Here is a 23,673-nt window from a genome sequence, read left to right on the forward strand (position 1 = left end):
GGTTTCGGTATCTTACGAACCTCGAACCACCCAAACCCCGACAGAAGGGAACGGCACGTGTCGGACGATGCCGGCCTTCAGGCGCTCCGCGAGGCGGCGCGTCTATCCCCGGACAACCTCCCCCTGCGCCGGCACCTCGCCGGTCAGCTCCTCGCCGGCGGCTACCTCGCCGACGCCGAGGCCGAGTTCCGCGCCGCGCTCGCGCTCGCCCCCAGGGACGCCGAGCTCACGGCCGGGCTGGCGGAGGCGTTCATCAGGCAGAGCGCCCACGGGGCCGCGCTGGCGGCGCTCGAGCCGCTGCTCGACACGCCCGGCCACCCGCCCCTGCTCGGGGTGCTGGCGGCCAGGGCGCTGCTCGGAGAGGGCGACCAGGCGCAGGCGGCCCGCCGCTACCAGCAGGCGGTCTCCCGCGACCCGTCCGTGAGCGACGCCGAACTCGCCGCCCGCCTGGCGCCTGCTCCACCACCACCCCCGCCACAGGCGCCGCCGGCCTCGCCCCACGCCGCGCCGCCCTCCACTGGGCCCTCCACTGGGCCTTCAGCTGGGCCCGCCCCCGCCTACCACACGCCCTCCCCGGGGCCCGCGGACCGGGCCACCGCCGAGGTCGAGCACTCCAAGGTGAGGTTCGCCGACGTGGCGGGCATGGAGGCGGTCAAGGAGGCGCTACGCGTCAAGCTGCTGCTCCCGCTCCAGCAGCCGGAGATGTTCGCAGCGTTCGGCAAGCGCGCAGGCGGCGGCGTGCTGCTCTACGGCCCTCCCGGTGCGGGCAAGACCCACCTCGCCAGGGCCGCCGCCGGGGAGCTCGGCGCATCGTTCGTCAACGTGGGCCTGGCCGACATCCTGGACATGTACATCGGCTCCAGCGAGCGCAACCTGCGGGCCACGTTCGACCTGGCCCGGCGCAACCGGCCGTGCGTGCTCTTCTTCGACGAGGTCGACGCGCTGGCCGCCCGCCGCTCCGACATGCGCCAGGCGCACACACGGCAGCTGGTCAACCAGTTCCTGGCCGAGCTCGACGGCGTGGACGAGCACGCCAACGAGGGCGTCCTCGTGCTGGCGGCCACCAACGCCCCCTGGTACGTGGACCCGGCCTTCCGCCGGCCAGGCCGCTTCGACCAGCCCGTGCTCGTCCCGCCGCCGGACGCCGCGGCCCGCGCGGCCATCCTGCGCATCCTGTGCCGTGACAAGCCCCTGGCGGAGATGGACTACGACGCGGTCGCCCGGGTCGCCGACCACTTCGTCGGCGCCGACCTCAAGGGCCTGGTGGACCGGGCGGTGGAGGCCAAGCTCCAGCAGTCGATCCGCGCCGGCCGCCCCATCCCGCTGTCGACGCCCGACCTGCTGGCCGCCGCGCAGACCATCCGCCCCACGGCGGTGCACGAGTGGATGGCCACGGCGCGCAACTACGTGATGCACGCCAACGACTCGGGCGCGTGGGACGAGCTGCTGCCCTGGGTCAAAGGCAAACGGTGACGCCCACGGGCGACCCGCTCGAGCGGGCGCGCACGCTGCTGCAGCTGCGCCGCCCCGCCGACGCCGAGCGCGAGCTGCGCGGCGTGCTCGCCCGGCAACCGCAGTACGCCACCGCGCACGCCTTCCTGGCCCTCGCCCTGGTTCAGCAGGACAACGCGGCCGAGGCCGTCGAGGAGTCGGCCGAAGCGGTACGGCTCGCGCCCGACCACTGGTCCACCCACTACGTGGCCGCGCAGGTGCACCACCGGGCCCGCCGCCCTGCCGACGCGCTGGCCGCCGCCACCACGGCGCTGCGGCTCAATCCCGAGCACCCGCCGATCTGGGAGCAGCTCGCCCGTACCCACATGCTGGTCGGCCAGTGGGGTCAGATGGCCGACGCGGCGCAGCGCGGGCTGGCCATCGACCCGGAGGACTCCGACCTGGTGAGCCTGCTGTCGCTGGCCCGCACCCAGCTCGGGGAGGCGCAGCCGGCCAGGGCCGCCGCCGCGCACGCCGTACGGCTGGATCCGGAGAGCGCCACCGCGCACCTCGCCTACGGCCGCGCGGAGCTGGCCTTCGGCGACCCACGGCGGGCGGCGGAGGCCTTCCGCGAGGTGCTCCGCCTCGATCCCGGCTACGGCCACGCCCGGGATCTGCTCGTGGCGGCGCTCAAGCAGCGCAACCTCCTGTACCGCCGGCTCGCGGGGGTGCGCGGCAGGTTCCGCGGCGGGTGGCGGCTGCTGTTCCTGCTGCCCGCGATCCCGCCGGTCATCCTGGTCTTCTTCGTCGTCGCGCTGCTGCACTGGGCGGCGTGGGTCGCCGAGGCGGTCACCACGCTCCGGCTGGCCCGCGGCAAGGCCACCCAGCTGCTCTTCGAGGTCGTCGAGTCCCGCGTGGCCATGCTCTGCTGCGGCCTGGTGGCCGTGGGCGCGGTGGCGCTGGGCCTCGGGATCACGTTCGGCAGCGAGCCGCTCGGCACCGCCGGCGTCGGGGCCATGGCCCTGGTCACCCCCGCCCAGGAGGCCGCGCACACCGGTTCTGAGCGCCGCCGCACGATCCTGTACGGCTGGGCGGTCCTGCTCGCCCTGGCCCTCGTCGCGTCGGTGGTCCTCGCCTCGGTGGGCGTGGCGCTGCTCAGCGTGTACGCCTGCCTGGCCACGATCTGGGTGGCGGCCGGCGTACGCGGCAGGCCCCAGCTCCGCTAAAGGAGGGTGCCGCCGGACACCTCGAACGCGGCCAGGGCCTTGCCGATCGCGTCGAGCGTGTCCGGGTGCAGGGTGAGGTCGGCCGCCGCCAGGTTCTCCTCGATGTGGGAGGGGGTGCGGCTGCCCGGGATGGTCACCACGTGCTCGTCCTGGTGCAGCAGCCAGGCCAGGGCCAGCTGGGCGGGTGTGATGCCGAGCTGCGCGGCCATGGCCCTGATCGGGGCGTAGCGGTCGTTGTTGCTCGCCAGGTTGCCCGCGTCGAAGCGTGGGGCGTTGTGGCGGAAGTCGCCCTCGCCGAGCGACTGGACGGTGCCCGTCAGGAAGCCGCTGCCGAGCGGGCTCCACGCCACGATGCCCACGCCCAGCTCACGTGCGGTGGCCAGGAGGTCCTGGTCGACGTGCCGCCACATCGACCACTCGTTCTGCACGGCCGACACCGGGTGGACGGCGTGCGCCGCGCGCAGCTGGGCGGCCGTCACGTTGGACAGGCCGACATGCCTGATCAACCCGTCGCGCGCCAGGCCGGCCATCGCGCCGACGGTCTCCTCGATCGGCACGCCGGGGTCGGGATAGTGCGCGTAGTAGAGGTCGATCACGTCCGTGCCCAGGTTGCGCAGGCTGCGCTCGGCGTAGCGGCGCACCAGACGGGGTTCGGCGTTCACCCGCAGCTCGTTGAAGGCGTAGCCGACCGGGTGTGACCTGCTGGGCTCGCCTTCCGGGATCGCCAGGCCGAACTTGGTCGCGACCACCACCTCGTCGCGGCGCCCCTTGATCGCGCGGCCCACGAGCCGCTCGTTGTGCCCGTTCACGCCGTAGGCGTCGCTGGTGTCCACGTGGGTGCCGCCCGCGTCCAGCGCCGTCCTGAGCGCCGTCTCGGCACGCTCGTCGTCGATCTCGCCGTACACGCCGGGTGAGAGCACCATGGCGCCGAAGCCGATGGCGGGGACCTGCAGGTTTCCAAGAGTGCGTGTCTTCATGACGGTGAGCCTGCCGGGTGGGTGGGGCGCGTGTCCAAGACCCTTTGCTATAACCGGTGGCTATGGACGTGCATCTGCGGGAGCTGCGCTACTTCGTGACGGTGGCCGAGGAGCTCAACGTGACACGGGCCGCCGAGCGGCTGTTCGTCTCCCAGCCCGCCCTTTCCAAGCAGCTCAGGGTGCTGGAGCGGCAGCTCGGGTTCGGGCTGTTCGAGCGGGTGCCCAGCGGGATGGCGCTGACCAGGCAGGGCGAGGCGCTGCTGCCGGTCGCCCGCGACCTGCTCGCACGGTGGGCGGTCGGCGTGGAGGAGGTGCGCGCCGCGGGGCCGACGGGGACGCTGGTGATCGGCATGCAGACGGCCGTGGGCAGAGGGCTGCAGCAGGCGGCCCTGCGCCGCTTCCGCGAGCGGTTGCCGGGCTGGGAGGTTTCGCTGCGGCTGGTCGGATGGGACGACACCAGCGGCGGTCTGGCCGACGGGAGCTCCGACGTGGCGTTCATCTGGCTGCCGGTGCCGCCGGGGGTGCGGACGTACGTGGTGGCCACAGAAAGGCGCGGGGTGGCCATGCCGGCCGATCATCCGCTCGCCGGGCTGGCGGAGGTGCCGTTCCCCGCCCTGCGCGACGAGCCGTTCATCGCGCTGCCCACGGTGGCGGGGCCGCTGCGCGACTTCTGGCTCGCGCTCGACGCGCGCGATGACGAGCCGGTCGTCGGGGTCACCGCCAACACGCCCGAGGAGGTGTTCGAGGCCGTGACCAGCGGGCTCGGCGTGGTGCTCGTGGCCGAGGGCAACGCCGAGCTCTACAGCAGGCCGGGGCTGGCCTACCGGCCGGTCACGGGGCTGCCTCCAGGCGAACTCGCCATCGCCTGGCGAGAGGGCGACAGGAGACCACAAGTCGTGGCATTCATCGACGCACTACGACAAGTCGCTACTAAGGTCTGACGCGACAGCGGATCCCGCAGAAGGGCGACCCATGAGCGACTACGCGACCACCTTCGACCTGATCGACGCCGACAAGGACGGGAGGATCTCCGCGGTCGAGCTCGTACGGCTGATGGAGGTGCTGGGCCGGCCGGTGACGCTGGAGGCCGCGCAGGCAGGAGTGCGGCAGCTCGACAAGGACGGCGACGGCCTGATCGACGTGGAGGAGTTCGGCGCCTTCCTCCAGAAGTGATAACAAACAAGCTCTTGCTACACAACTCTTGGCGCCTGGGTCACAATGGGTGTCAGGAGGGACGATGGTCATCAAGAGTGACAGCAGCGAAAGCCGTACCACCGCGGACATCGCGAAAGCGCTCAGGCCGGGGATCGGGCGGGTCTCCGACGAGGTGATCGAGGAGATCCAGACCCGGATCCCCGAATACGCGAGGCCGTCGGACGAGCTCTACATCAAGGTCATCAGGATCGCGGTCGAGCAGGCCGTCGAGGGTTTCCTCGACCGCGTCGAGGACCCGGACGCCCCGTGGGACCCTGAGCCGTTCCGCATGATCGGCAGGGGGGAGGCGGCCGAGGGCCGCAACCTGGAGCCGCTGCAGGCGGCGATGCGGCTCGGCGCCAGAGTGGGCTGGCGGCGGCTGACCGAGCTCGCCGGCCCGTGCGCGTTGTCCCCGCAAAACCTGTACGACCTGGGCGAGGCCATCTTCGTCCACCTCGACCAGCTCGCCGACGCGGCGGCCGAGGGCTTCGCCGAGGCCAGGGCGCACGCCGCCGGCGAGGCCGAGCGCCGCCGCACCCGCCTGCTCGACCTCCTGCTCAGCCGCCCGCCCGCCAGCGCCGAGGCCATCGCGGACCTGGCCAGGGCCGCCGGGTGGCGGCTGCCCAGGACGGTGGCCTGCGTGGCGCTCGACGACGGGCTCGGGCCCTGCCCCGCGCTCGCGTTCCCCTCCGACGTGCTCACGGCCATGGACCGGCCGGAGCCGTGCCTGCTGGCACCCGACCCCAACGGCCCCGGCCAGGCCAGAATGCTCGACCAGGCCCTCTGCGGGCGCCGGGCCGCCATCGGCCCCGCCGTACCCCTGACCGCCGCCGCGACGTCGTTGCGGTGGGCCAGGGAGGCGCTCGGCCTGTCACGCCGCGGCGTCCTGCCCGGCGGGCTGGTACGGTGCGCCGACCACATGGCCACACTGGTGGTGTTCAAGGACGAGGAGCTCGTCAGCGCGCTGTCCGAGGTGCGGCTGGCGCCCCTGGCCCACCTTCGGCCCACCCAGCAGGACCGGCTGGCGGAGACGCTGCTCGCCTGGTTGCGGCACGGCAGGGGCGCCGGCGAGGTGGCCGCCCGGCTGCACGTGCACCCGCAGACCGTGCGCTACCGGCTGCGGCAGCTCGAGGAGCTCTACGGCGACCAGCTCACCGACCCCGACATCCGCTTCGAGCTGGAGATCGCCCTCAGGGCCCGGCAGGCCGTCAGGGTCTGACTAACGGTGGACGGCCCTTCTCGACGGATACCACGTGCCGCCGACGGGCTCGCCGGCCATGTTCCAGCTCCACGAGACGGTCGGCGTGATGCGCGCGTAGAGGCCGGGGCCGATCATCCCGGTCCGCTCCACCGGCCGCTCCGCCTCGCCGTAGACGCGCACGCCGCGGGCGATGAACGGGTCGAGCGACACCATGTCGTCTACGACCAGGGCCACCTTGAGGTGTCCCGCCGCCAGGTTGCGGAACTTCCGGGTGCGCAGGACGTCCTGGCCCGAGCCGCCGACCCAGAAGCATGTCCCGTCGAACTCGAAGGCGACCGGCATCACGTCCGGCTGATCGTCGGGCGAGAGGGTCGCGAGCCGGGCGAGCGGCTGCGACCGCAGGTAGGCGATCTCCTCGTCGGTGAAAGACATGGGCGTCCTCTCTCCGTAGACGATTCCTTTCTCTCTACACGAACGGCGGCCGCCCGGATCGACGCTTGCGGCATGACCGCGGTGCGGTGAGTCGTGTCGCAGATGATCACTGGAGATTCGCGGCGATAGACGGTCGCCGACCGCAGGTCATGACTACCATGGCCGCCATGGTGGGCGAGCGTAGGTGGCGGGCCTGGCTGTTATGGCTGTCCATGGTGCTTGCGCCGGTCGGGGTGTCGGTGGCGGCCAACCAGGTGCTCAACGACGGCGTGTGGAGCGGCCCCTGGGTCGCCGGCACCATCGTGGCGGCGGTGGTGGCCGGTCTGATCGTCGAACGGGCCGGGCGCGTGCTCGCCCCCACCCCCGGGAACGTCACCGAGACGATGCGGGAGCTCGCCCAACTGGTCAACGACCGGTGGAGCGATGAGGTGGTGACGCGGTCCCTGGGCGATCCGCCGATCCCGGTTTCCTGGCACATGACCCGCCGAACCAAGCTCATGGATCACCCGCACCTGGTCGCCGACCGTGAGCCGGCGGTGTCGGGCCGATCGGACGACATCGCCGCGCTCGCCGTCGCCTTCCGCGCACTGCGCCGACGCCGCCTGGTCATCACCGGAGGCCCGGGCACGGGCAAGACCACCCTGGCCATCCAACTGATGCTGGAACTGATCCGCACGCGTGCCGACAACGAGCCGGTCCCGGTGCTCCTGGCCGTCGCCGACTGGGACATCAAGGCCCACCCTCGGTTCCAGGACTGGGTGGCCGAGCGCGTGCGCACCGACTACGCCGCCTTGCGCACGCCGGGCAACCAGCAGGACGGAGCCGACATCCTCGCGGCCCGTGGCTCGATCCTGGCCATTCTCGACGGTCTCGACGAACTGCCCGAGCCCGCCCGCGCCAAGGTGATCGAGAAGTTGTCCGACACGCTCATGGAACGCGATCAGGTGATCGTCACTTCGCGTACCACCGAGTACGGCAAGGCGGTCACCGCCGCACGGCGCCCGCTCAAGGCCGCCGCCGTCATCGCGCCCAAGGCGCTGCCCCCCGACATCGTGGCGGACTTCCTGAGCTCCCAGTTGCCTCCGCCTTCCCCATCCTCGGCGTGGACCAAGGTCTTGTGCGCCCTCAGGGAGGGCGCCGCGCCGGCTCTGGCCGATGTCACCTCCACCGCTTTGGGCCTATGGCTGGTACGGGTGGTCTACATCCATCGGCCGGACGCCGACCCGGCTCCGTTGGTCACCGAGTACGCCGACGACGTGCGGGCCCTGCGCACTCACCTGCTCGACAATCTCCTTGATGCGCTGCTGAACGCGCGCACCACGATCAAACCCACACCATGGGACCCGGCCGTGATCACCGAATGGACGAAGCGGCTGGCACGCCTGCAGGCCGAATCCGGCGGTCATGACCTGGCCTGGTGGCGGTTGACCGACCAGGCGCTGCCCGCCTCCCGGACACGGCGCGCGCTCGCCCGTACCTGGATCGGCTGGTTGAGCGGTCTCGCGTTCGCGCTCCCCGCCGCGTTGACCGCCACGCTGACCTACGGGCCGGTCTTCGGCTCCGCCTTCGGCATCTGCTTCGGCCTGTCCGCTACGCAGGCCGCCGCCCGCACCCCCGACTTCGCTCCGCTGCGCGTACGGCAACGGCTGCGGGACTTCACCCGCGGCCTGTTGTCCGACGCACGAATGATCATCTACATCCTGCCGGCGGGCATCGGCCTGCCGGCGGTGGTCTACAACACGTGGGCGCACGGCTGGAAGATGGGCGTGGCCGCCCTTTTCGCAGCGCTCGGTATCGGCTGGGTGACCGTGCGGGTCCTGCAGCAGCAGGACAAGAAGCATGCCCAAGCGGACGAGAATCGGCTCCCGCCGTTCACCGCCGCCCTCACCCCGCAGTCCACCTGGCGGGTCAACCGAAGCCTCTTGGGTGTGCAGTTGATGAACGCACTGCTCCTCGGAGCGATCGTCGGCTTCGCTGCCGATTTCATGAACGAGGCGTCCATCGTGTCGCCTCCCTCGTCCGCATCCGTGCACGCGGGGATGGGCATCGTCTTCGGCATAGCATTCGGCCTGGTGAACAAACGCCAGCACATGTGGCTGATGTCCACCATCGCGCTGGCACACCTCGGGCCCTCGGATCGGCTGCCGTTCCGCTTGATGCGCTTCCTGCATGATCTGCACCAGCTGGGCGTCCTGCGGATTGTCGGACCCTTCTACCAGTTCCGCCACGCCGAACTGCAAGATCATCTAGCTGCCGCCAAGGGGACTGATCACTCCCGCTGACAGACACCGCCCCTGCTGACACGGCACTCGCCGGAGCACGCCTCGGCCAGGGCCGTGTGAGCCGTCGGCGCGGTCAGGGCGTGACGGTCTCCCCGGGCCAGGCCGACATGGCCAGGGCGGCGACGCGGAGCAGACTGGCGTGGCTCGCGCCGTCGCGGGCCTGCGTGGACATGCCCTGGAGCACCGAGGCGTAGAACGTCGCGAGCCCCTCGGTGTCGGTGTCGGCCGGCAGCAGTCCGGCCGCCACGTCGTCGTCGATGCGCTTCTGCAGCGCCGCCCTGGCCTGGCCCCTGAGCTCGCGCAGCAACTCCTCGGCCTCGGCCGACTCCGGCCCGCAGTTCACCGCCGCTGTGATGATCAGGCAGCCCGCTGGGTGCTCCCGATCGGCGTACTCCGCCGCCGACTCCCGCAGCACCCGCTCGATCGCCTGCCGGCCGGTGGGCTCCTCCGCGAGTGCCCGGGTGGTGAAGGCGCCGTACGTCGCCTGGTAGCGGTGCACGGCCTCCTCGAACAGCCGCCGCTTGTCGCCGAAGGCCGCGTACAGGCTGGGTGGCCTGATGCCCATCGCGGCGGTCAGCTCGGCGATCGAGGTGGCCTCGTAGCCGTGCCGCCAGAACGCCCGCAGCGCGCTGTCCAGCGCCGCCTCCCGGTCGAATGCCCGCTGTCTTGCCACGCGGCCATTCTATGATGGATTCTGTATCGATCACTAAATAATGATGAGGAGACAACGATGCCTACGGCCATCCACAGCTCGGGCCCCGTCCACTACTACCGGGCAGGCAGCGGGCCCGGCCTGGTCATGGTGCACGGCACCGGCGGCGACGCCGTCACCAACTACACCCACCTCGTGCCCGGCCTCGCCGACGTCCGCACGGTCGTCACGCCCGACTACGCCGGCAGCGGCCAGACCGCCGACCCCGGCGGCGACCTGACGCTCGACCTGCTCGCCGGGCAGGTCGCGGCCACGTTCGAGGGCCCGTCCGACCTGGTCGGCTTCTCGCTGGGGGCGGCCGTGGCCGCGGCGGTCGCCGCCGAGCATCCCGAGCTGGTCAGGCGGCTGGTCCTGATCGCCGGCTGGACCCACGCCGGCGACTCGCGGCTCAGGCTGGGACTGCGCACCTGGGCCAGGCTGGCGGAGAGCGATCCTGAAAGCTTCGCCGCGTACGGGCCGCTGATGGGGTTCGCGCCGGAGTTCGTGAGCACGGTGGGCGTAGAGACGATCATGGCAGGCGAGCCGCCGCACGGCACGCTGCGCCAGATCGAGCTGGACCTGCGGATCGACCTCAGAGACCTGCTGCCCAAGATCACCGCTCCCACGCTGGTCGTCGGCAACACCCGCGACTACCTGATCCCGGTCGAGCACGCCCGTGCGCTGCATGCCACACTGCCCGGCAGCGAGTACGCCGAGCTCGACAGCGGCCACGTGGTCCTGCACGAGCGGCCGGCCGAGATCACGGCGCTGATCAGGGAGTTCGTCACCCGGGACGATCACAGGTAGGACGGCCCGGTGACCCGGTGCCGGAACGTCCACCACACCCACGCCTGCGCCGCCACGAGCAGCGGCATCATGGTGAGCACGACCGGCACCAGCACCACGCCCGCGCTGCTCGGCTCCAGCGGGAGCCGCAGCCCGGCCAGCACCCCGACCGTCACCAGCGCCGCCGAGGTCAGCGCGTACGTACGCGCCTCCCCGGCCCCGCCGGACAGCACGGCCGCCCGCCCCCGCAGCTCGCCGCGGAGCCGCAGTGCCGCGAACGTCATGCCGTGCGTGCCGAACAGCGCGGCCACCACCAGCGCGGGCAGCATCGCGAACGGCCCGGTGATGCCGAGCAGCACGTGCCCGAGCAGCAGGCCCCAGCTCAGCGCCAGCCCCCAGCTGCCGACCACGATCGCGCCGTCCCAGAACGCCTGCCAGCGCGCCCCTGGCACCCGCCCCCGCAGCCACAGGCCCATGTCGCGGACCACCCACGCCAGCAGCAGCACCACGACCACCGTGTGGTTCCCGCTCAGCAGCTCGCCCTCCAACTCGGGGAAGAGCCCCGCGAGCACGCCTGCCGTGGCCACCAGCCACACCTCGTTGCCGAGGAAGAACGGCGCGATCGCGGCGATCACCTCGCGCCGCTCCGCCGCGGACCTGCCCAGGTACGGTAGCGCCATGCCGACCCCGATGTCGGCGCCGGCCAGCACGAGGTAGCCCAGCGCGAAGAAGGCCAGGATGAAGATCTCCATGACGGCTCCTCAGAAGGTAGGGGCGGGAACGGGCGCCTCGATCGGGCGGTCGCCGAGCGACACGGCGTCCGGCCCGCGCCGGGCGTGCCGCGCCAGCAGCCAGTAGTTGACGGCGATCAGCACGGCGAACACCGTGAGGAAGGCGACCACGGAGAACCGCATCTGCCCCGCCGACACCGGGGACATCGCCTCCGACGTCTTCAGCAGCCCGTACACCGTCCACGGCTGGCGTCCGAACTCGCGGAAGGCCCAGCCGGTGAGCATGGCCAGGAACGGGACGGGGATCATCAGCGTCGTCAGCCAGTGCCAGAGCCTGAACCCGCGTACGACCGGCCGGAAGAGCATCAGCAGGCAGCTCAGCCCCGCGAAGAACATCATCAGCGCGAAGAGGGACAGCATCGTCGTGCCGCTCGCCTGCACCCAGCCCACCGGAGGCAGATAGTCCCCGGGCCCGTGCGCGGCCACCATCTCCGCCTGGGCCGCGGCGAGCCGTCCGGCGTCGCCCGACCAGGCCGCCAGCTTGGACGGCTGCATCGTCTCGAACCCGAGCCCGCCGAACGTCGCCGTGACGAATACGGCTGGCAGCGCCACACCCATCCCGATCCGCAGTGACTTGCGGAAGACGTCCTGCTCGGCGGTGCGCCTGCGCAGGTGGTACGCGCTCACCCCGGCCATGAAGAACCCGCCGACGACCATCCCGGCGCTGACGACGTGCCAGAACGCTACCTGCGCCGCCGGGTTGGCCACCATCGCCCCGAAGTCCGCCAGCCGCATCCTGCCGCCCTCCAGCACGTGGCCCACCGGGTTCTGCAGGAAACCGTTCGCCACCATGATCCAGAAAGCCGACGCGTACGCGGTCAGCGTCACGACCCAGATCAGCGCCAGGTGCGCCCACCGGTTCAGCTTGTTCCAGCCGAAGATCCACAACCCGAGGAACGTGGACTCGATGAAGAACGCCACCAGCGTCTCGATCGCCAGCGCCGAGCCGAACACGTCACCCGCGTACTCCGTCAGCCCGCTCCACGACAGCCCGAGCTGGAACTCCATCACCAGGCCGGTGACGATGCCCATCGCGTAGTTGATGATGTAGAGCTGGCCCCAGAACCGCGTCATCCGCAGGTGCACGGGGCTGTTGCCGAAGGTGGCCCGCGTCTGGACGACCGCCAGCAGGGTGGCCAGGCCGAGCGTCAGCGCCACGAAGAGGAAGTGCGCACCCGCGGTGATCGCGAACTGCAGACGGGCTAGGTCAACGGTGTCCATGACGTGAGCTTGCGCGTGCGGCCTGGGCGGCGGCGTCATGCTCCGGCGGGCACCTGGTCTACACCCCCGGTCGCATGGACCCGCCGGACGTACCTCTCAGGACGTACGCAGCTTCCGTTGTCCCAAGGTGCACGGGGTGCCCCCGCAGGGAGGCATATGCTTCCGTTGTTTCGGGGTGTGCGGGGTGTGCGGGGTGTGCGGGGTGTCCCCGCAGGGGTGTTAGTTCCGTTGTTTCGGGGTGTGCGGGGTGTCCCCGCAGGTAAGCCAGCCCGGGGTGATCATGCCGGCTTCGTAGGCGATGATGACGAGCTGGGCCCTGTCGCGTACGGACAGCTTGGTCATGATGCGGCTGACGTGCGTCTTCGCCGTGGCGGGGCTGAGCACGAGCTGGGCCGCGATCTCGTCGTTGGACAGGCCGGCCGCCACCAGCGCCATGACCTCGCGCTCGCGATCGGTGAGCGCGTTGAGCTCGGGGCCGGGCTCGGGGCGCTTGACCCGGCCGGCGAACTCGGCGATCAGCCGCCGCGTGATGGACGGCGCGATCAGCGCGTCGCCCCTGGCCACGACCCGGACGGCGTGGATCAGCTCGGCCGGCTCGGTGTCCTTGACGAGGAAGCCGCTCGCGCCGGCCCGCAGCGCGCCGTAGACGTAGTCGTCCAGGTCGAACGTGGTCAGGATGATCACCTTGACGCCTTCGAGCCGGCGGTCGCCGGCGATCCGGCGGGTGGCCTCCAGGCCGTCGAGCTCGGGCATACGAATGTCCATGAGGACCACGTCGGGCTGAAGTTCGCGGGCGCCCTGGACGGCCGCCGTGCCGTTGGGCGCCTCGCCCACGACCTCGATGTCGTCCTCGTCGCTGAGTATCGACCGGAAGCCGGCGCGCACCAGGGTCTGGTCGTCGGCGAGCAGCACGCGGATCATCACAGTCCTTTCGCCGGCAGCCGGGCGAGGACGCGGAAGCCGCCTTCGGGACGCGGCCCCGCCTCCAGGGTGCCGCCCAGCACGGCCGCGCGCTCGCGCATGCCCGTCAGGCCGAAGCCGCTGCCCCCGTCGTAGGCGGCACCCGGCCCGTCATCCTCCACGCAAATCTCGACATCTCCGAACCTATTGCTGATCTTCAAGTTTGCCTCGTTCGTGCCTGAATGGCGGGATATGTTCGTCAGGGCTTCCCTGACGATGCGGGCGGCGGCCAGGTCGACCTCGGTCGGGAGCGTGTCGAGCGGCCCGGACAGCTCGGTGCGTACCTTGAGCCCGGACGCCTCGACCAGCGCGTCCACCCGCGCCAGGCTGTCGGCCGGCGCGGTCGGCGCGTCCTCGTCGACCTGGCGCAGCACGCCCAGGGTGGTGCGCAACTCGCGCAGCGTCTCCTTGCTGGTGTCCTTGATCGTCCGCAGCGCCGTCTCGGCCTCCTCGGGCCGCTTCCTCAGCCCGTGCAGGGCCGCCGCGGCCTGCACGTTGATCATGGAGATGTTGTGGCCGAGCACGTCGTGCAGCTCTCTGGCGATGCGCAGCCGTTCCTCGCCCGCCCGCCGCCTGGCCTCCTCGTCCTTGCTGCGCAGGGCGTCGAGCGCGTGCCGGCGCACCTCCATGAGGTAGGCACGCCGGTTGCGGGTGACGCCGCCGAACGCGATGGCCGCCACCACCCATCCGGTGATCATCATGAACGCGCTGTCGTCCACGTGCCTGACCCCGCCGGTCTCGCCGAGCCCCATGCCGAGCAGCGCCGCCGCCCCCGCGACGATGGCCGCGGTGAGATGCCCCTTGTCCGCGGCGGTGTAGAGGGCGAACAGCGGCAGCGCGATGAGCGGCCCGTCGACCGTCGCCCACGGATAGTAGGCGCCCGTCGCCACGATCACGATGACCAGCGCCGCGACGGGATAACGCTCCCGCAGCAGCAGACCGGCCGAGGCGATGACCGGCAGCGCGACGTCGAACGCGTTGAGCGGCCCGGAGCCGCGCAGCAGCAGAGTGAGGACGACTCCTGCCAGGACCGCGGCGATCACGGCGAGCGACACGAGTGTGCTCTTCGACGGCCTCCGCATGGCTCCCATTCTGTACGTCTCCGGCAAGGCCGGGTAATCGCCGCCGTCCCTGTGGGTAGAGCCGGTGAATGAGCACTAAGGACGAGCTCCGGCGGGTCGAAGAGGATCTGGCCCGGTTGCGCGCCGAGAACCAGGACATCCGCGACCAGATCCGCGACATGGGCGCGACCGACCAGGTGGAGATCTCCGCCATGATCAGCCAGGCGGACGAGCAGGTCGAGCTGATCGCCGAGCTCGAACGCCGCCGCGACAACCTGCGCAGGCGGCTGGAGGAGGGCGAGGACTGACCGGGCGCCCGCTCCGGGCGCCCGGCCGGTCATCGGAGCGCGGCCCCGACCTCGTGCAGGTGCCGAAGCGCCTGCCCGTACGACGTGATGAGCCCGGTCTGCAGATAGTCGACGCCGATCTCCGCGCAGTACGCCTGGACGACCGGCTGCGCCCTGCGCAGGTTGGGCGCCGGCATATTCGGGAACAGATGGTGCTCGATCTGGTAGTTGAGCTGGCCGAGCGCCAGGTCGGTGAACCAGCCGCCCTTGACGTTGCGCGAAGTCAGCACCTGCTTGCGCAGGAAGTCAAGTTTGTCCTCCTTGGTCAGCACGGGCATGCCCTTGTGGTTGGGCGCGAACGACAGGCCCAGGTAGATGCCGAACAGCCCCTGGTGCACGATCAGGAACACCAGCGCCTTGCCGAGCGGCAGGACGGTGAAGACCAGGCCGAAATAGAGCACGAAGTGCACGGTGATCAGGCTCAGCTCGGTCGTGCGCCGCTTGGCGCCCGGCTTGAGCAGCGCCTTGACGCTGGCCACGTGCAGGTGCCAGGCCTCCAGGGTGAGCAGCGGGAAAAACCAGTAAGCCTGATATTTCGCGACGAAGCGGGGAATGCCGCGACTTCTGGCGACCTGGTCCTCCGACCAGACGATCACGGCGGGCGACACGTCAGGATCGTGGTCCTCGTGGTTGGGGTTGGCGTGGTGCCGGTTGTGCTTGCTGGTCCACCACCCCCAGCCGAGCCCGACGCCGAGATTGCCGATCACCAGCCCGGCGACGTCACTCGGCCGCCGTTTCCTGAAGACCTGCCGGTGCCCGAGGTCGTGGGCGAGAAAGCCGAGCTGCGTGAAGACCACGGCCATCGCGGCCGCGACGAGAAGCTGCAACCAGGAGTCGCCCACCCAGGCGAACAGCGCCCAGCCGCCGAGATAGATCACGGCTGCGATGCTCATCCTGACGGCGTAATAAAGGGGACGCCGGTCAAGGAGACCGGCGTCCATGATCCGATGGGCGAGCCGGGCGAAATCGCTGCCCCGAGTGTCGAGCGTGCCAGTACTGACCACAGGTCTCCTTACCTCGCGGTGCAAGTTGCCTAAACCATCGCGCATCCGCCGCCAAACCGGAAGCGTGACGTTGCCGTAGGCTGGCGAGGTGATCTACGCCACCACGCCGCTGACCTCAGCGATACGCGAAGCAGTGGCACTGACCTGGGGTTTCACCGGTGATGGCGAACGGTTGCACGGTGGCGAGGAGTCCGCCGCCTACCGCCTCGACGGCCATGTGATCCGGGTCGGCCCCGCCGGGCGCGACCCCGCCGAGCCCGAGTGGTGCCACGCGATCGCCAGGCACGCCGCCGACACGCTGCCGGAGGCCCTCGCCCCCCTTCCTACCCCCGACGGGACGACGGTCATCACGGTCGAGGGCCGTCCCGTCTCCTGCTGGCCTTACCTCGACGGGGCCTGGCCCGACTCCGAGGTGCCCGCGCAGCGCCTGGCCGGCGCCCGACTGCTGGCCCGGCTGCACCGGTCGCTGGCCGGCTGCCGGCCAGGCCCGCGCCCGGTGCCCGCCCTCCAGGAGCCAGGTTTGTACGGCGACCCGTCCCACGACGCCGCCGAGCTGGACGACCCGCTGCTCGACTGCTGGCTGGCCGATTTCCACGCTCGGCATCCGCTGCGCCACCCGCTGCACGGCGACTTCTACGCCGGCAACACGCTCGCCAGAGACGGCACGATCGTGGCTGTCCTCGACTGGGACGAATGTTTCGTCGGCGCGCCCGAGACCGAGCTGGCGGCGGCCGCGCTCGAATGGGGCGACGACCTGGCGGGGCCGAGCAAGGAGTTCGTCGACGCCTACCACGAGGCGGGCGGCACGGCGTCCCGGCTCGACGAGGAGTCGCTGGCCCAGCTCGTCCGCCACAAACTGCGCAGGGAATACGCCTACTTCTTCAAGGCCGCCCGCTCCGGGGTCGAGCACGACCAGGACGACCTCGACTACCACCATGCCAGGGTCGAGCTGTTCCACCGGCTGCGCCCCTGACAGCGCCCGGCGACGCCACACAGGCGGCCCGGCAGCGGAGCGATCGCAGGAACCTCCCGCGGGAGTGCGCGGCAAGGGCCTCCAGCCGCGCACGCCGGAGGTCTTCGACGACCTCGGCGTGATCGACGAACCCTTGGCCACCGGCGGCCGAATACCCGGACCTGCGCGTCTACCGGGGTGACCAGGCGATCCGGGAGGGGGCGCATGGACAAGATCCGCGGGAGCACCGAACCCCACCCGATCATTCCGCGTACCGGTCCGTGCGCGCACCAGGCGGCTAGGAGAACACCTTGGCCTTGAGTGAGGGGAGTCGCTGGACCAGGCGCAGGAAACTCTTGAACCCCATGCGCGCCACCCGGCTGTCGCCGATGAACTGCTCGGCCGAGCGCAGCGAGTCGCGTACGGCGGCGAAGCCGTACTCGCGCATCCGCGTTTCGTAGCGGGCGATGGCCGCGACAGCGTCGCCACCGCCCGAGAGCCCGCCCGTGAGCCCGTTCGCGCGTGCTTCCGTGAGTGCGCCCGTGAGCTCGCCGCAGAGCAGGCGGGCGTCGCGGAGCGCGGTGTTCGCGCCGATGCCGCGCATCGGGGTCATGCTGTGGATGGCGTCGCCGATGAAGGTGATGGTGGAGGCCGGCCATGGGTCGATCGGGATCGAGGTGCGGATCGGCAGCAGGGTGACGGTGTCGGGGTCGGTCATGCCGACCAGCCTGCGCAGGTCGGGGTGCCAGGAGCTGATCATGCCGGCCACGGTGTCCTTGAGCTGCGCGCCTGACATCTCCGAAATATTTGTCGGGAAGCGGCCGGCGGTCGCGCCGAACGCCCACAGGATGTAGCTGCTGGTGTTGTCCATCAGCGCGTCCTCCTGCTCCGTCGCCCCGATCCCGCCGTACGTCACGGGCTCGCCCAGGTCGTGCGGAGCCGTGAACAGGCCCATGCCCCTGGGCGGGATGAAGGTGTTCGGCCCGTCGGCCAGTCGTGGGGCCAGGCGCTTCCTGGTCGCGTCGGTGAGCGGGAACTTGCCCGCGACCGTGATGATCCCGGTGTTCACCCGCTTGGCGTGCGGCAGGTGCTGCTCGCGGACCCGCGAGTTGCCGCCGTCCGCGGCGACCACGATGTCCGCGTCCTCGCTGGTGCCGTCGGCGAAGAACAGCCGGATCCGCCCGTTGGGCAGCTTCTCGTACCGCTCGTACGTCTTTCCGAACCGTACGACGTCGTCCAGGCCCGACAGCAGCACCTGCCTGAGCGTGATGCGGCTGACCGAGTGGTGGTCGTCGGCGGGATCGCCGGCCTTGGGCGTTTCGAGCAGCGCGAGCAGGTTCAGCCGTTCGGTGAGGAAACCGAAGTCCTGACCGCCCCGTCCGGTCGTGCCCAGGAAGGCCTCCCACAGGTGAGCGGGCAGGCAGGCGTGCAGCGCGCGGGCGCCGTGCGGGTCGATGTGCACGCGGTAGCCCTGCAGCCGGTCGGCAGGGGTGCGGTCCCGCTCGTGGACGGTCACGTCGAGACCGGCTTTGCGCAGCCCCTGGGCCAGGCAGAGCCCGCCGATCCCGCCACCGATGATCGCGATGTGAGGTGTCATGAGAGCGATAATCATCCATACGTATGATTCTGTCAACCATACGGATGGATGATAACCTGCCGCCATGAGACGAGCACCGGAGGAGAAGCAGCGTGACCCCGAGCGCACGAAGGCCCGCATCCTGCAGGCGGCGCTGGAGGAGTTCGCCGCGAAGGGGTTCGCGGGGGCGCGGGTCAGCGAGATCGCCGCCAGGGCCGGCGTCAACAAGCAGCTGATCTCGTACTATTTCGGCGGCAAAGAGGGCCTCTACCAGGCGCTGAACGCTCGATGGCACGAGGAGGAGAGTGCCTTCGCCGACTCCTCGTCCGAGCTCGCCGAGCTGGTCGCCGGCTACGTCCGGGCCAACTCCTCCCGCCGCGACTATGGCAGGCTGATGCTCTGGCAGGGGCTCACGGACGACGGCCCGCCCGACCCGGCGTTCGTGGCCGACGTCCGCCGCGACCTTGAGCACCTGCGCAGGCGCCAGCAGGCGGGCGAGTTCCCCGCCGACCTCGACCCCAGCGCCGTCCTGGTGGCGCTGTTCTCCATGGCGGCGGCCGGCATCTCCTTCCCCCAGCTCATCCGCGCCGTCTGGGACGACGACCCGGCCTCGCCGGAGTTCGCGGAGCGATACGCGCGGGAGGTCCAGAAACTGGTCGGCCACCTGCGCACCGTTCCCGCCCCGTAAGTCAACGCGGCGGGCGCGGGTGCTGGATCGGCGGCCTCCTCACCGGCCCCGTCGCCGTGGGAAAGCCGGGCCTGCCGGCCGGCGGGTCACCGAGGCCGAGGTGTCGTCAGGGGCAGCGGACGACCATTCCCGCATAGGACAGGTTGCCGCCGAAACCGAACAACAACATTGGCGCCCCGCTGTGGACCTCGCCGCGTTCGAGGAGCTTCGACAGCGCCAGAGGCACGCTCGCGGCGGAGGTGTTGCCCGACTCCACCACGTCGCGGGCGACGATCGCGTTGACCGCGCCGAGCTTCTTGGCGATGGGCTCGATGATGCGCAGGTTCGCCTGGTGCAACACCACGGCGGCCAGTTCCTCGGGGGCCACGCCCCCGCGTTCGCAAGCCTGCCGCGCGAGCGCGGGGAGCCGGGTGGTGGCCCAGCGGTAGACGCTCTGGCCGTCCTGGGAGAAGCGGGTCGGCGTGCCCTCGATACGTACGGACCTGCCGAGCTCCGGCATCGACCCCCACACGACCGGTCCGATCTCCGCCTCGGGAGCCGCGCTGACCACGGCCGCGCCCGCGCCGTCACCCGTCAGCACGCACGTGGTCCGGTCGGTCCAGTCGGTGACCGCGGTCATCTTCTCCGCGCCCACGACCAGGGCGTTCGTCGCGGCGCCCGCGCGGATCGTGTGGTCGGCCACGGCCAGGGCGTGGGTGAAGCCCGAGCACGAGACGCCGACGTCCATCAGGGCGGGGGAGGGCACCTCGAGCGCGGCGGCGACGCGGGAGGCGACGTTGGGGGCGCGCTCGGTCTGCGTACAGGTGGCGACGAGCACGAGGTCGATGTCGGACGCGTCGAGACCGCTGCCGGCCAGGGCTTTGGCGGCGGCGTGGGCGGCGAGGTCGGACACGCTCTCGCCGGGTCCGGCGACGTGCCTGGTGCGGATCCCCACCCGCTGGGTGATCCACTCGTCGTTGGTGTCCACCATGGTCGCCAAATCCTCATTGTCAGCACTTGTGCTGGTTGGTAATGACCTGTGGCGACGAGTCGTGATCCAGTCATGGGGCGGACTATAGCTCCCGTCTCCGCGGAAAGACGCGAAGGGCTCCCATCCGGGCCCGGCCCCTGACGGGGGCAGCGAGCATCGCGGGCCGGTGTCCCCTTCGACCACCGGCCTCGGGTGATGAACCTGCCGGGCTAGCCCGCCGACAACCGGTCGAAGATTTCGAGCGCCGCCGTGCGGACCTCTGCCGGGGTGAGCCCGTCCAGCGTCTTCCTGGCGTCGGTGATGTCGCGGGTCGTGGCGAGCGTGATGGCCACGGACGAGGCGGCGGCGCGGTCGATCGATCCCGTCGGGGCGGCGTCGGCCAGCTGCTGGGCGCTCGCGGCGAGGTCGAGGTTGTCTTTCAACGGATCTCCTCGGGTGAAGGCGGCTCGGGCCATTGCATCATTTGACATCGTGCAGCATCCACCATTCGGTGAATTCCCGGCACCGGCCGTCCGGCGCGAACCGGATGACCCAGAGGTTGCTATACGTTTTATCAGGATATGTAGTGACTCCTTGGATGACGCTCGCGTCCTCCGTCACGCACACCGGATGCCACTCGAACGTGGCATCGCCCGGCTTGTCCTGGTGTGCCAGCCATCCCGAGACGATCGCGTCGCGTCCTTGCCAGGGGGAGCTGTACGGCTCTGTGTAGTAGACGGCGTCCTCGGTGAACAGCGCGGAGATGTCGTCGGGATCGTTGGAGTTCCAGGCTCGTACGTATCCCTCGATCCACGGACGCGGCTGGACCATGTGCTATCTCCTCAACGGATCGTGACCCACGGACATGAGCTCGCGCCGCGACTCGTCGTCCGTCCGGTCACCCATCGTCTCGACGAGGTCGACGACCTGTCGCATCACGTCGAGATCGGTGCTGGTCAGGTCGCCCTTGCGCTTGCTCAGGACGTGCAGCACGCCCCGGCCCAGCTCGTCGATGCCCAGGTCGGGGTCGGGCGGGAAGCCCTCCTCGTCGGAGGCGTCGGCGAGCAGATATGTGCGCAGCTCCTCGGAGTTCATGTTGACCGTCCGGTGGAACTCTTCCCACAACATCTCGGTGTCGAAACCCTCAGTCATGGAGCCCCGTCTACCCGCGAGCCCGTCCGTTACGCCCCTGCTCAAGCCCCTGTCGGGCAGCGGTCATGCGGCCCTTGGGGGTGCGGTCACGCCACCCCGTCGGCGAGCTTGGCGACGGTGCCGGCGACGCGCCGCTGCCGGGTCTCCGGCTTCTTCGCACTCTCGATGAGGAGCACGTAACGCCTCTGCCGTGAGTACGACAGGCTCTCGAAGAACGCCTTGGCCTCGGGAGCGCGGCCGAGTGCCTCCGCGAGGTCGGCGGGCACCGACACCTGCCTGAGCGCGGTGTCGAGCGCGAGGTCCACCTCGGCCTCGTCGCCGGCGGACAACCCGGTGCCCTGCCGGTTCTCGGCGCTCAGGGGCACCATGAACCGCCCGCCCATCGTCGCCACCGTGCTGCGGTAGGAGGAGGAACCGATGGTGACGGTCACGGCGGGCCGCCGGCCGCTGCCGAGCTTCTCGACGACCTCGGCCGGGACCTCGAAGCCCGTGGCGGTCTTGCCGCCCAGCTCGATCGTGGTGCGAAACCTCATCGCATACCTCCGGGAAAGCCCGCCTCGACGAGACGGGGGAGCAGGTCAGTGAAAGAACTCCGTCAGCACGGGCGCCAGCGCCGCCGGCTTGACGATGTGGGTCTGGCCGTCGAGCGTGCGGTGCTCGGCGCCGGGCAGCAGGTCGGCCAGCGACCTGGCGGCGTTGCGGATCCACGGCCGGCTCTTGGCGCCGTCCATGACGAGCGTGGGCGTCTTGACCCCGGGCCAGCTCGACTCGGGGTAGGGCTCGCCCTTCTCGTACGGCGCCACGAACGCCACGTCGTACGGCAGCGTGTGCGCCACCGACTTGAGAGTGGACCAGGCCGGCATGAATCGCATCATGGCCACGGCCATGCCCGGCAGCCCGACGCCCACGCGCATGAAGTAACGCACCGCGTCGGCGCGGCGGTCGGCGGCCACCAGCTCGTCCAGCGTGCGCTCGTAGCCGGCGGGGATGGCGGGGCGGGTGTCGTCGACGATGAAAGGCGGTTCGTACAGCGCCAGCTTCTCGACGGGCACCCCCGCGTCGGTGGCGGCCAGTGCGAGGGCGGCCCCTGACGATGTGCCGTACAGCCGCACCGGGCCGCCGGTCTCGGCGGCGAGCGCGGCCAGGTCCTCGATCTCGCGCTCCGTCGTGTACGGCGGGGTGTCGCCGCTTTCGCCCCGCCCGCGCCTGTCGTAGGTGTAGACCGTGAAGTCCCCGGCCAGCGCGGTGGCCAGGCCGGTGTTGATGCTCTGCGCGCGGAAGCTGAGCGCGCCGTCCACGAGGATGACCGCGGGGCCCTGGCCGGCGCGGGTGTAGGCGATGGGGGTGCCGTCGGCCGAACGTACTGTGCTCATGCGTTGAACGTAGAGCCGACAAAAAAATTTGTCAAGGTAGGTCACGGTCGCATCTCGGTTGGCCATGGGCGTATTCAGGAGCGCCACCCGCGCTCTGCAGGGATGGGATGTGCCGCGAAGGAGGGGACGGCGCGTGCCGCGGCGGGAACGCGCGGTCTGCCAGCCGCGCACCCGGAGCCCGCGGCACGCGCCGCGGACCTGCGTGCACGGGGCCCCCGCAGGCCCGGAAGCGCACGAGGGCCCGCGCACATGATCGAGAGCGCGGGCCCTCGCGCCGGATCAGGAGCGCGAGGTCCGCGCCCTGGATCAGGGGCGCGCGGGCCCGGTGCTGCCGCGCGGCGTGAGCACGGCCGCCTGATCCTGGTAGGGAGGCACGCTCTCGCCGGAGATGAGGGCGAGCAGGCGCTGGGCGGCGTGCGCGCCGTAGGAGGGGATGTCGCGGGTGAGCGCGGTCAGCGGCGGCCGGACGACCTGGGCCAGCGGCGAGTCGTCCCAGGCCACGATGGACAGGTCGCGCGGCACCTCCACCCGCATCTCCTGCGCCACCGACAGGCCGGCCACGGCCATGATGTCGTTGTCGTAGACGATCGCCGTCGGCCGGTCGGGCGAGCTGAGCAGCCGCCTGGTGGCCCTGGCGCCCTCCTCGCCGGTGTAGTCGGTGTGCACGATGACGTGCTCGGCCACGCCCTCGCAGGCCTGCGCGAACGCCTGGTCGCGCTCGGTCGTGTGGACGAGCTCGGGCAGGCCGGCGACCCGCGCGAGGCGGCGGTGGCCGAGCGCCCGCAGATAGCCGACGGTCTCGCGGACGGCCTCGCCGTCGTCGGACCAGACGGCCGACAGCGAGCCGGACTCCGAGGAGTGGCCGATCACCACGACCGGCATGTCGAGCCGCTCGAGCTCGGCCACGCGGGTGTCGGCATAGCGCAGGTCGACGAGGAACGCGCCGTCGATGCGGCTCTCGCCCCACCAGTGCCGGTAGACCTCGCTTTCCTGCTGGTGGCTGGTGACGACCTGGAGCAGCAGCGCGTAGGAGCGGTCGGCGAGCACACCCTCGATGCCGGAGATCAGCTCCATGAAGAACGGTTCGACGCCCAGGATGCGGGCGGGCCTGCAGAGCGCGAGACCGACGCAGTTGGCCCTGGCGCCGTTGAGCGCCCGTGCCGCGCTGTTGGGCCGCCAGCCGATCTCGTCGGCGATGGCGACGATCCTGGCCCGCGTCGCCTCCGACACCCCGGGCTGCCCGTTGAGCGCGTAGGAGACCGCCACCTTGGACACTCCCGCCCGGCTGGCGATGTCGGCGATCGTCGGTCGCTTCACGGATGTCCTCTCCTGAACCGGATAACCCTCTCCACTGTAGGCCCCCGGCACCCAACTGGTCC

25 protein-coding genes and 1 pseudogene are annotated in these 23,673 nt (G+C 71.0%); 10 read left to right on the plus strand and 16 right to left on the minus strand.

All coding sequences use genetic code 11. The features are described 5' to 3' along the window. The first annotated feature begins 57 nt into the window (after positions 1-57). Both E1294_RS16285 and E1294_RS16290 read left to right on the plus strand, forming a co-directional pair. Positions 58-1,473: an ATP-binding protein gene (locus E1294_RS16285; protein ID WP_132509364.1), complete on the plus strand. Its 1,416-nt coding sequence runs from the start codon at positions 58-60 to the stop codon at positions 1,471-1,473. After that, positions 1,470-2,657, plus strand: a complete 1,188-nt coding sequence (locus tag E1294_RS16290; protein WP_165977319.1) for a tetratricopeptide repeat protein — start codon at positions 1,470-1,472, stop codon at positions 2,655-2,657. The genes E1294_RS16285 and E1294_RS16290 overlap by 4 nt, the downstream gene beginning before the upstream one ends. Here E1294_RS16290 and E1294_RS16295 read toward each other — a convergent pair. Then, complete coding sequence (locus tag E1294_RS16295; RefSeq protein WP_132509366.1) at positions 2,654-3,634, minus strand: aldo/keto reductase; 981 nt, start codon at positions 3,632-3,634, stop codon at positions 2,654-2,656. The genes E1294_RS16290 and E1294_RS16295 overlap by 4 nt on opposite strands. 62 nt (positions 3,635-3,696) lie before the next feature. On the opposite strand from E1294_RS16295, the gene E1294_RS16300 reads away from it, so the two are divergent. The 3 genes from E1294_RS16300 (at position 3,697) to E1294_RS16310 (ending at position 6,047) form a co-directional block, all read left to right on the plus strand. Beyond that, the gene (locus E1294_RS16300) at positions 3,697-4,575 is read left to right on the plus strand and encodes a LysR family transcriptional regulator (RefSeq protein WP_132509367.1); all 879 of its coding nucleotides are present in this window, start codon (positions 3,697-3,699) and stop codon (positions 4,573-4,575) included. Positions 4,576-4,606: 31 nt separating this feature from the next. Beyond that, positions 4,607-4,807 carry an EF-hand domain-containing protein gene (locus E1294_RS16305; RefSeq protein ID WP_132509368.1) on the plus strand — a complete coding sequence of 67 codons (201 nt, stop codon included), beginning with the start codon at positions 4,607-4,609 and terminating at the stop codon, positions 4,805-4,807. Positions 4,808-4,871: 64 nt separating this feature from the next. After that, positions 4,872-6,047: a PucR-like N-terminal domain-containing protein gene (locus E1294_RS16310; RefSeq protein ID WP_165977320.1), complete on the plus strand. Its 1,176-nt coding sequence runs from the start codon at positions 4,872-4,874 to the stop codon at positions 6,045-6,047. On the opposite strand, the gene E1294_RS16315 is transcribed toward E1294_RS16310, so the two are convergent. Then, a complete protein-coding gene (locus tag E1294_RS16315; protein WP_132509369.1) occupies positions 6,048-6,461 on the minus strand; it encodes a PPOX class F420-dependent oxidoreductase in 414 nt (137 codons plus the stop codon). It lies immediately after the preceding gene. Between the two features lie 167 nt (positions 6,462-6,628). Between E1294_RS16315 and E1294_RS16320 the strand changes: the two genes are divergently transcribed. Further along, entirely contained in the window at positions 6,629-8,743 is a 2,115-nt protein-coding gene (locus E1294_RS16320; RefSeq protein ID WP_132509370.1) for an NACHT domain-containing protein, read from the plus strand. 73 nt (positions 8,744-8,816) lie between these two features. On the opposite strand, the gene E1294_RS16325 is transcribed toward E1294_RS16320, so the two are convergent. Continuing rightward, positions 8,817-9,416 (minus strand): TetR/AcrR family transcriptional regulator, encoded by a 600-nt coding sequence (locus E1294_RS16325; RefSeq protein ID WP_132509371.1) that lies wholly within the window; start codon positions 9,414-9,416, stop codon positions 8,817-8,819. A 57-nt stretch (positions 9,417-9,473) separates the two neighbouring features. On the opposite strand from E1294_RS16325, the gene E1294_RS16330 reads away from it, so the two are divergent. Next, positions 9,474-10,241 carry an alpha/beta fold hydrolase gene (locus E1294_RS16330; RefSeq protein ID WP_132509372.1) on the plus strand — a complete coding sequence of 256 codons (768 nt, stop codon included), beginning with the start codon at positions 9,474-9,476 and terminating at the stop codon, positions 10,239-10,241. Here E1294_RS16330 and E1294_RS16335 read toward each other — a convergent pair. The 4 genes from E1294_RS16335 to E1294_RS16350 all read right to left on the minus strand — a co-directional run bounded on the left by E1294_RS16335 (position 10,232) and on the right by E1294_RS16350 (position 14,274). Then, the gene (locus E1294_RS16335) at positions 10,232-10,972 is read right to left on the minus strand and encodes a cytochrome d ubiquinol oxidase subunit II (protein ID WP_132509373.1); all 741 of its coding nucleotides are present in this window, start codon (positions 10,970-10,972) and stop codon (positions 10,232-10,234) included. The genes E1294_RS16330 and E1294_RS16335 overlap by 10 nt on opposite strands. Positions 10,973-10,981: 9 nt before the next feature. Next, the gene (locus tag E1294_RS16340; protein ID WP_132509374.1) at positions 10,982-12,232 is read right to left on the minus strand and encodes a cytochrome ubiquinol oxidase subunit I; all 1,251 of its coding nucleotides are present in this window, start codon (positions 12,230-12,232) and stop codon (positions 10,982-10,984) included. Positions 12,233-12,451: 219 nt separating this feature from the next. Next, positions 12,452-13,153 carry a response regulator gene (locus E1294_RS16345; RefSeq protein ID WP_132509375.1) on the minus strand — a complete coding sequence of 234 codons (702 nt, stop codon included), beginning with the start codon at positions 13,151-13,153 and terminating at the stop codon, positions 12,452-12,454. After that, positions 13,153-14,274 (minus strand): sensor histidine kinase, encoded by a 1,122-nt coding sequence (locus E1294_RS16350; protein WP_132509376.1) that lies wholly within the window; start codon positions 14,272-14,274, stop codon positions 13,153-13,155. Before E1294_RS16350 ends, E1294_RS16345 begins: the two co-directional genes overlap by 1 nt. Before the next feature lie 68 nt (positions 14,275-14,342). On the opposite strand from E1294_RS16350, the gene E1294_RS16355 reads away from it, so the two are divergent. Next, positions 14,343-14,561 carry a hypothetical protein gene (locus E1294_RS16355; RefSeq protein WP_132509377.1) on the plus strand — a complete coding sequence of 73 codons (219 nt, stop codon included), beginning with the start codon at positions 14,343-14,345 and terminating at the stop codon, positions 14,559-14,561. A gap of 29 nt (positions 14,562-14,590) precedes the next feature. Here E1294_RS16355 and E1294_RS16360 read toward each other — a convergent pair whose 3' ends face one another. Then, a complete protein-coding gene (locus E1294_RS16360; protein ID WP_132509378.1) occupies positions 14,591-15,493 on the minus strand; it encodes a fatty acid desaturase family protein in 903 nt (300 codons plus the stop codon). A 199-nt stretch (positions 15,494-15,692) separates the two neighbouring features. On the opposite strand from E1294_RS16360, the gene E1294_RS16365 reads away from it, so the two are divergent. Beyond that, on the plus strand, positions 15,693-16,577 hold the full coding sequence (locus E1294_RS16365; protein WP_132509379.1) for a phosphotransferase enzyme family protein: 885 nt from the start codon (positions 15,693-15,695) through the stop codon (positions 16,575-16,577). A gap of 277 nt (positions 16,578-16,854) precedes the next feature. On the opposite strand, the gene E1294_RS16370 is transcribed toward E1294_RS16365, so the two are convergent. Continuing rightward, positions 16,855-18,153: an FAD-dependent oxidoreductase gene (locus E1294_RS16370; RefSeq protein WP_220447775.1), complete on the minus strand. Its 1,299-nt coding sequence runs from the start codon at positions 18,151-18,153 to the stop codon at positions 16,855-16,857. Between the two features lie 64 nt (positions 18,154-18,217). Between E1294_RS16370 and E1294_RS16375 the strand changes: the two genes are divergently transcribed. Then, the gene (locus tag E1294_RS16375) at positions 18,218-18,820 is read left to right on the plus strand and encodes a TetR family transcriptional regulator (protein WP_132509380.1); all 603 of its coding nucleotides are present in this window, start codon (positions 18,218-18,220) and stop codon (positions 18,818-18,820) included. 106 nt (positions 18,821-18,926) lie between these two features. Here the strand turns inward: E1294_RS16375 and E1294_RS16380 are convergent. The 7 genes and pseudogenes from E1294_RS16380 to E1294_RS16410 all read right to left on the minus strand — a co-directional run bounded on the left by E1294_RS16380 (position 18,927) and on the right by E1294_RS16410 (position 23,611). Further along, a pseudogene (locus E1294_RS16380) lies at positions 18,927-19,864 on the minus strand (beta-ketoacyl-ACP synthase III). A gap of 135 nt (positions 19,865-19,999) precedes the next feature. Continuing rightward, positions 20,000-20,212, minus strand: coding sequence for a hypothetical protein (locus E1294_RS16385; RefSeq protein ID WP_132509381.1), 213 nt, complete (start codon positions 20,210-20,212; stop codon positions 20,000-20,002). A 37-nt stretch (positions 20,213-20,249) separates the two neighbouring features. After that, complete coding sequence (locus E1294_RS16390) at positions 20,250-20,600, minus strand: nuclear transport factor 2 family protein (protein WP_132509382.1); 351 nt, start codon at positions 20,598-20,600, stop codon at positions 20,250-20,252. A gap of 3 nt (positions 20,601-20,603) precedes the next feature. After that, entirely contained in the window at positions 20,604-20,921 is a 318-nt protein-coding gene (locus E1294_RS16395) for a DUF3140 domain-containing protein (protein ID WP_132509383.1), read from the minus strand. A gap of 86 nt (positions 20,922-21,007) precedes the next feature. Beyond that, positions 21,008-21,454: a YdeI/OmpD-associated family protein gene (locus E1294_RS16400; RefSeq protein WP_132509384.1), complete on the minus strand. Its 447-nt coding sequence runs from the start codon at positions 21,452-21,454 to the stop codon at positions 21,008-21,010. 45 nt (positions 21,455-21,499) lie between these two features. Beyond that, positions 21,500-22,294: an alpha/beta fold hydrolase gene (locus tag E1294_RS16405; RefSeq protein WP_132509385.1), complete on the minus strand. Its 795-nt coding sequence runs from the start codon at positions 22,292-22,294 to the stop codon at positions 21,500-21,502. A gap of 306 nt (positions 22,295-22,600) precedes the next feature. Then, positions 22,601-23,611, minus strand: a complete 1,011-nt coding sequence (locus E1294_RS16410) for a LacI family DNA-binding transcriptional regulator (RefSeq protein WP_132509386.1) — start codon at positions 23,609-23,611, stop codon at positions 22,601-22,603. Between the last annotated feature and the right edge of the window lie 62 nt (positions 23,612-23,673).

The sequence above is a fragment of the Nonomuraea diastatica genome (genome assembly GCF_004349015.1).
GTDB lineage: Bacteria > Actinomycetota > Actinomycetes > Streptosporangiales > Streptosporangiaceae > Nonomuraea > Nonomuraea diastatica.

Excerpts from the sequence above, each read along its gene's own strand:
- E1294_RS16350 (WP_132509376.1), bottom strand. The coding sequence starts at position 14,274 with ATGCGGAGGCCGTCGAAGAGCACACTCGTGTCGCTCGCCGTGATCGCC.
- E1294_RS16320 (WP_132509370.1), top strand. The coding sequence starts at position 6,629 with ATGGTGGGCGAGCGTAGGTGGCGGGCCTGGCTGTTATGGCTGTCCATG.
- E1294_RS16375 (WP_132509380.1), top strand. The coding sequence starts at position 18,218 with ATGAGACGAGCACCGGAGGAGAAGCAGCGTGACCCCGAGCGCACGAAG.
- E1294_RS16330 (WP_132509372.1), top strand. The coding sequence starts at position 9,474 with ATGCCTACGGCCATCCACAGCTCGGGCCCCGTCCACTACTACCGGGCA.
- E1294_RS16370 (WP_220447775.1), bottom strand. The coding sequence starts at position 18,153 with ATGACACCTCACATCGCGATCATCGGTGGCGGGATCGGCGGGCTCTGC.
- E1294_RS16345 (WP_132509375.1), bottom strand. The coding sequence starts at position 13,153 with ATGATCCGCGTGCTGCTCGCCGACGACCAGACCCTGGTGCGCGCCGGC.
- E1294_RS16335 (WP_132509373.1), bottom strand. The coding sequence starts at position 10,972 with ATGGAGATCTTCATCCTGGCCTTCTTCGCGCTGGGCTACCTCGTGCTG.
- E1294_RS16315 (WP_132509369.1), bottom strand. The coding sequence starts at position 6,461 with ATGTCTTTCACCGACGAGGAGATCGCCTACCTGCGGTCGCAGCCGCTC.
- E1294_RS16295 (WP_132509366.1), bottom strand. The coding sequence starts at position 3,634 with ATGAAGACACGCACTCTTGGAAACCTGCAGGTCCCCGCCATCGGCTTC.
- E1294_RS16360 (WP_132509378.1), bottom strand. The coding sequence starts at position 15,493 with ATGAGCATCGCAGCCGTGATCTATCTCGGCGGCTGGGCGCTGTTCGCC.
- E1294_RS16310 (WP_165977320.1), top strand. The coding sequence starts at position 4,872 with ATGGTCATCAAGAGTGACAGCAGCGAAAGCCGTACCACCGCGGACATC.
- E1294_RS16395 (WP_132509383.1), bottom strand. The coding sequence starts at position 20,921 with ATGACTGAGGGTTTCGACACCGAGATGTTGTGGGAAGAGTTCCACCGG.
- E1294_RS16405 (WP_132509385.1), bottom strand. The coding sequence starts at position 22,294 with ATGAGCACAGTACGTTCGGCCGACGGCACCCCCATCGCCTACACCCGC.
- E1294_RS16400 (WP_132509384.1), bottom strand. The coding sequence starts at position 21,454 with ATGAGGTTTCGCACCACGATCGAGCTGGGCGGCAAGACCGCCACGGGC.
- E1294_RS16390 (WP_132509382.1), bottom strand. The coding sequence starts at position 20,600 with ATGGTCCAGCCGCGTCCGTGGATCGAGGGATACGTACGAGCCTGGAAC.
- E1294_RS16340 (WP_132509374.1), bottom strand. The coding sequence starts at position 12,232 with ATGGACACCGTTGACCTAGCCCGTCTGCAGTTCGCGATCACCGCGGGT.
- E1294_RS16300 (WP_132509367.1), top strand. The coding sequence starts at position 3,697 with ATGGACGTGCATCTGCGGGAGCTGCGCTACTTCGTGACGGTGGCCGAG.
- E1294_RS16355 (WP_132509377.1), top strand. The coding sequence starts at position 14,343 with ATGAGCACTAAGGACGAGCTCCGGCGGGTCGAAGAGGATCTGGCCCGG.
- E1294_RS16305 (WP_132509368.1), top strand. The coding sequence starts at position 4,607 with ATGAGCGACTACGCGACCACCTTCGACCTGATCGACGCCGACAAGGAC.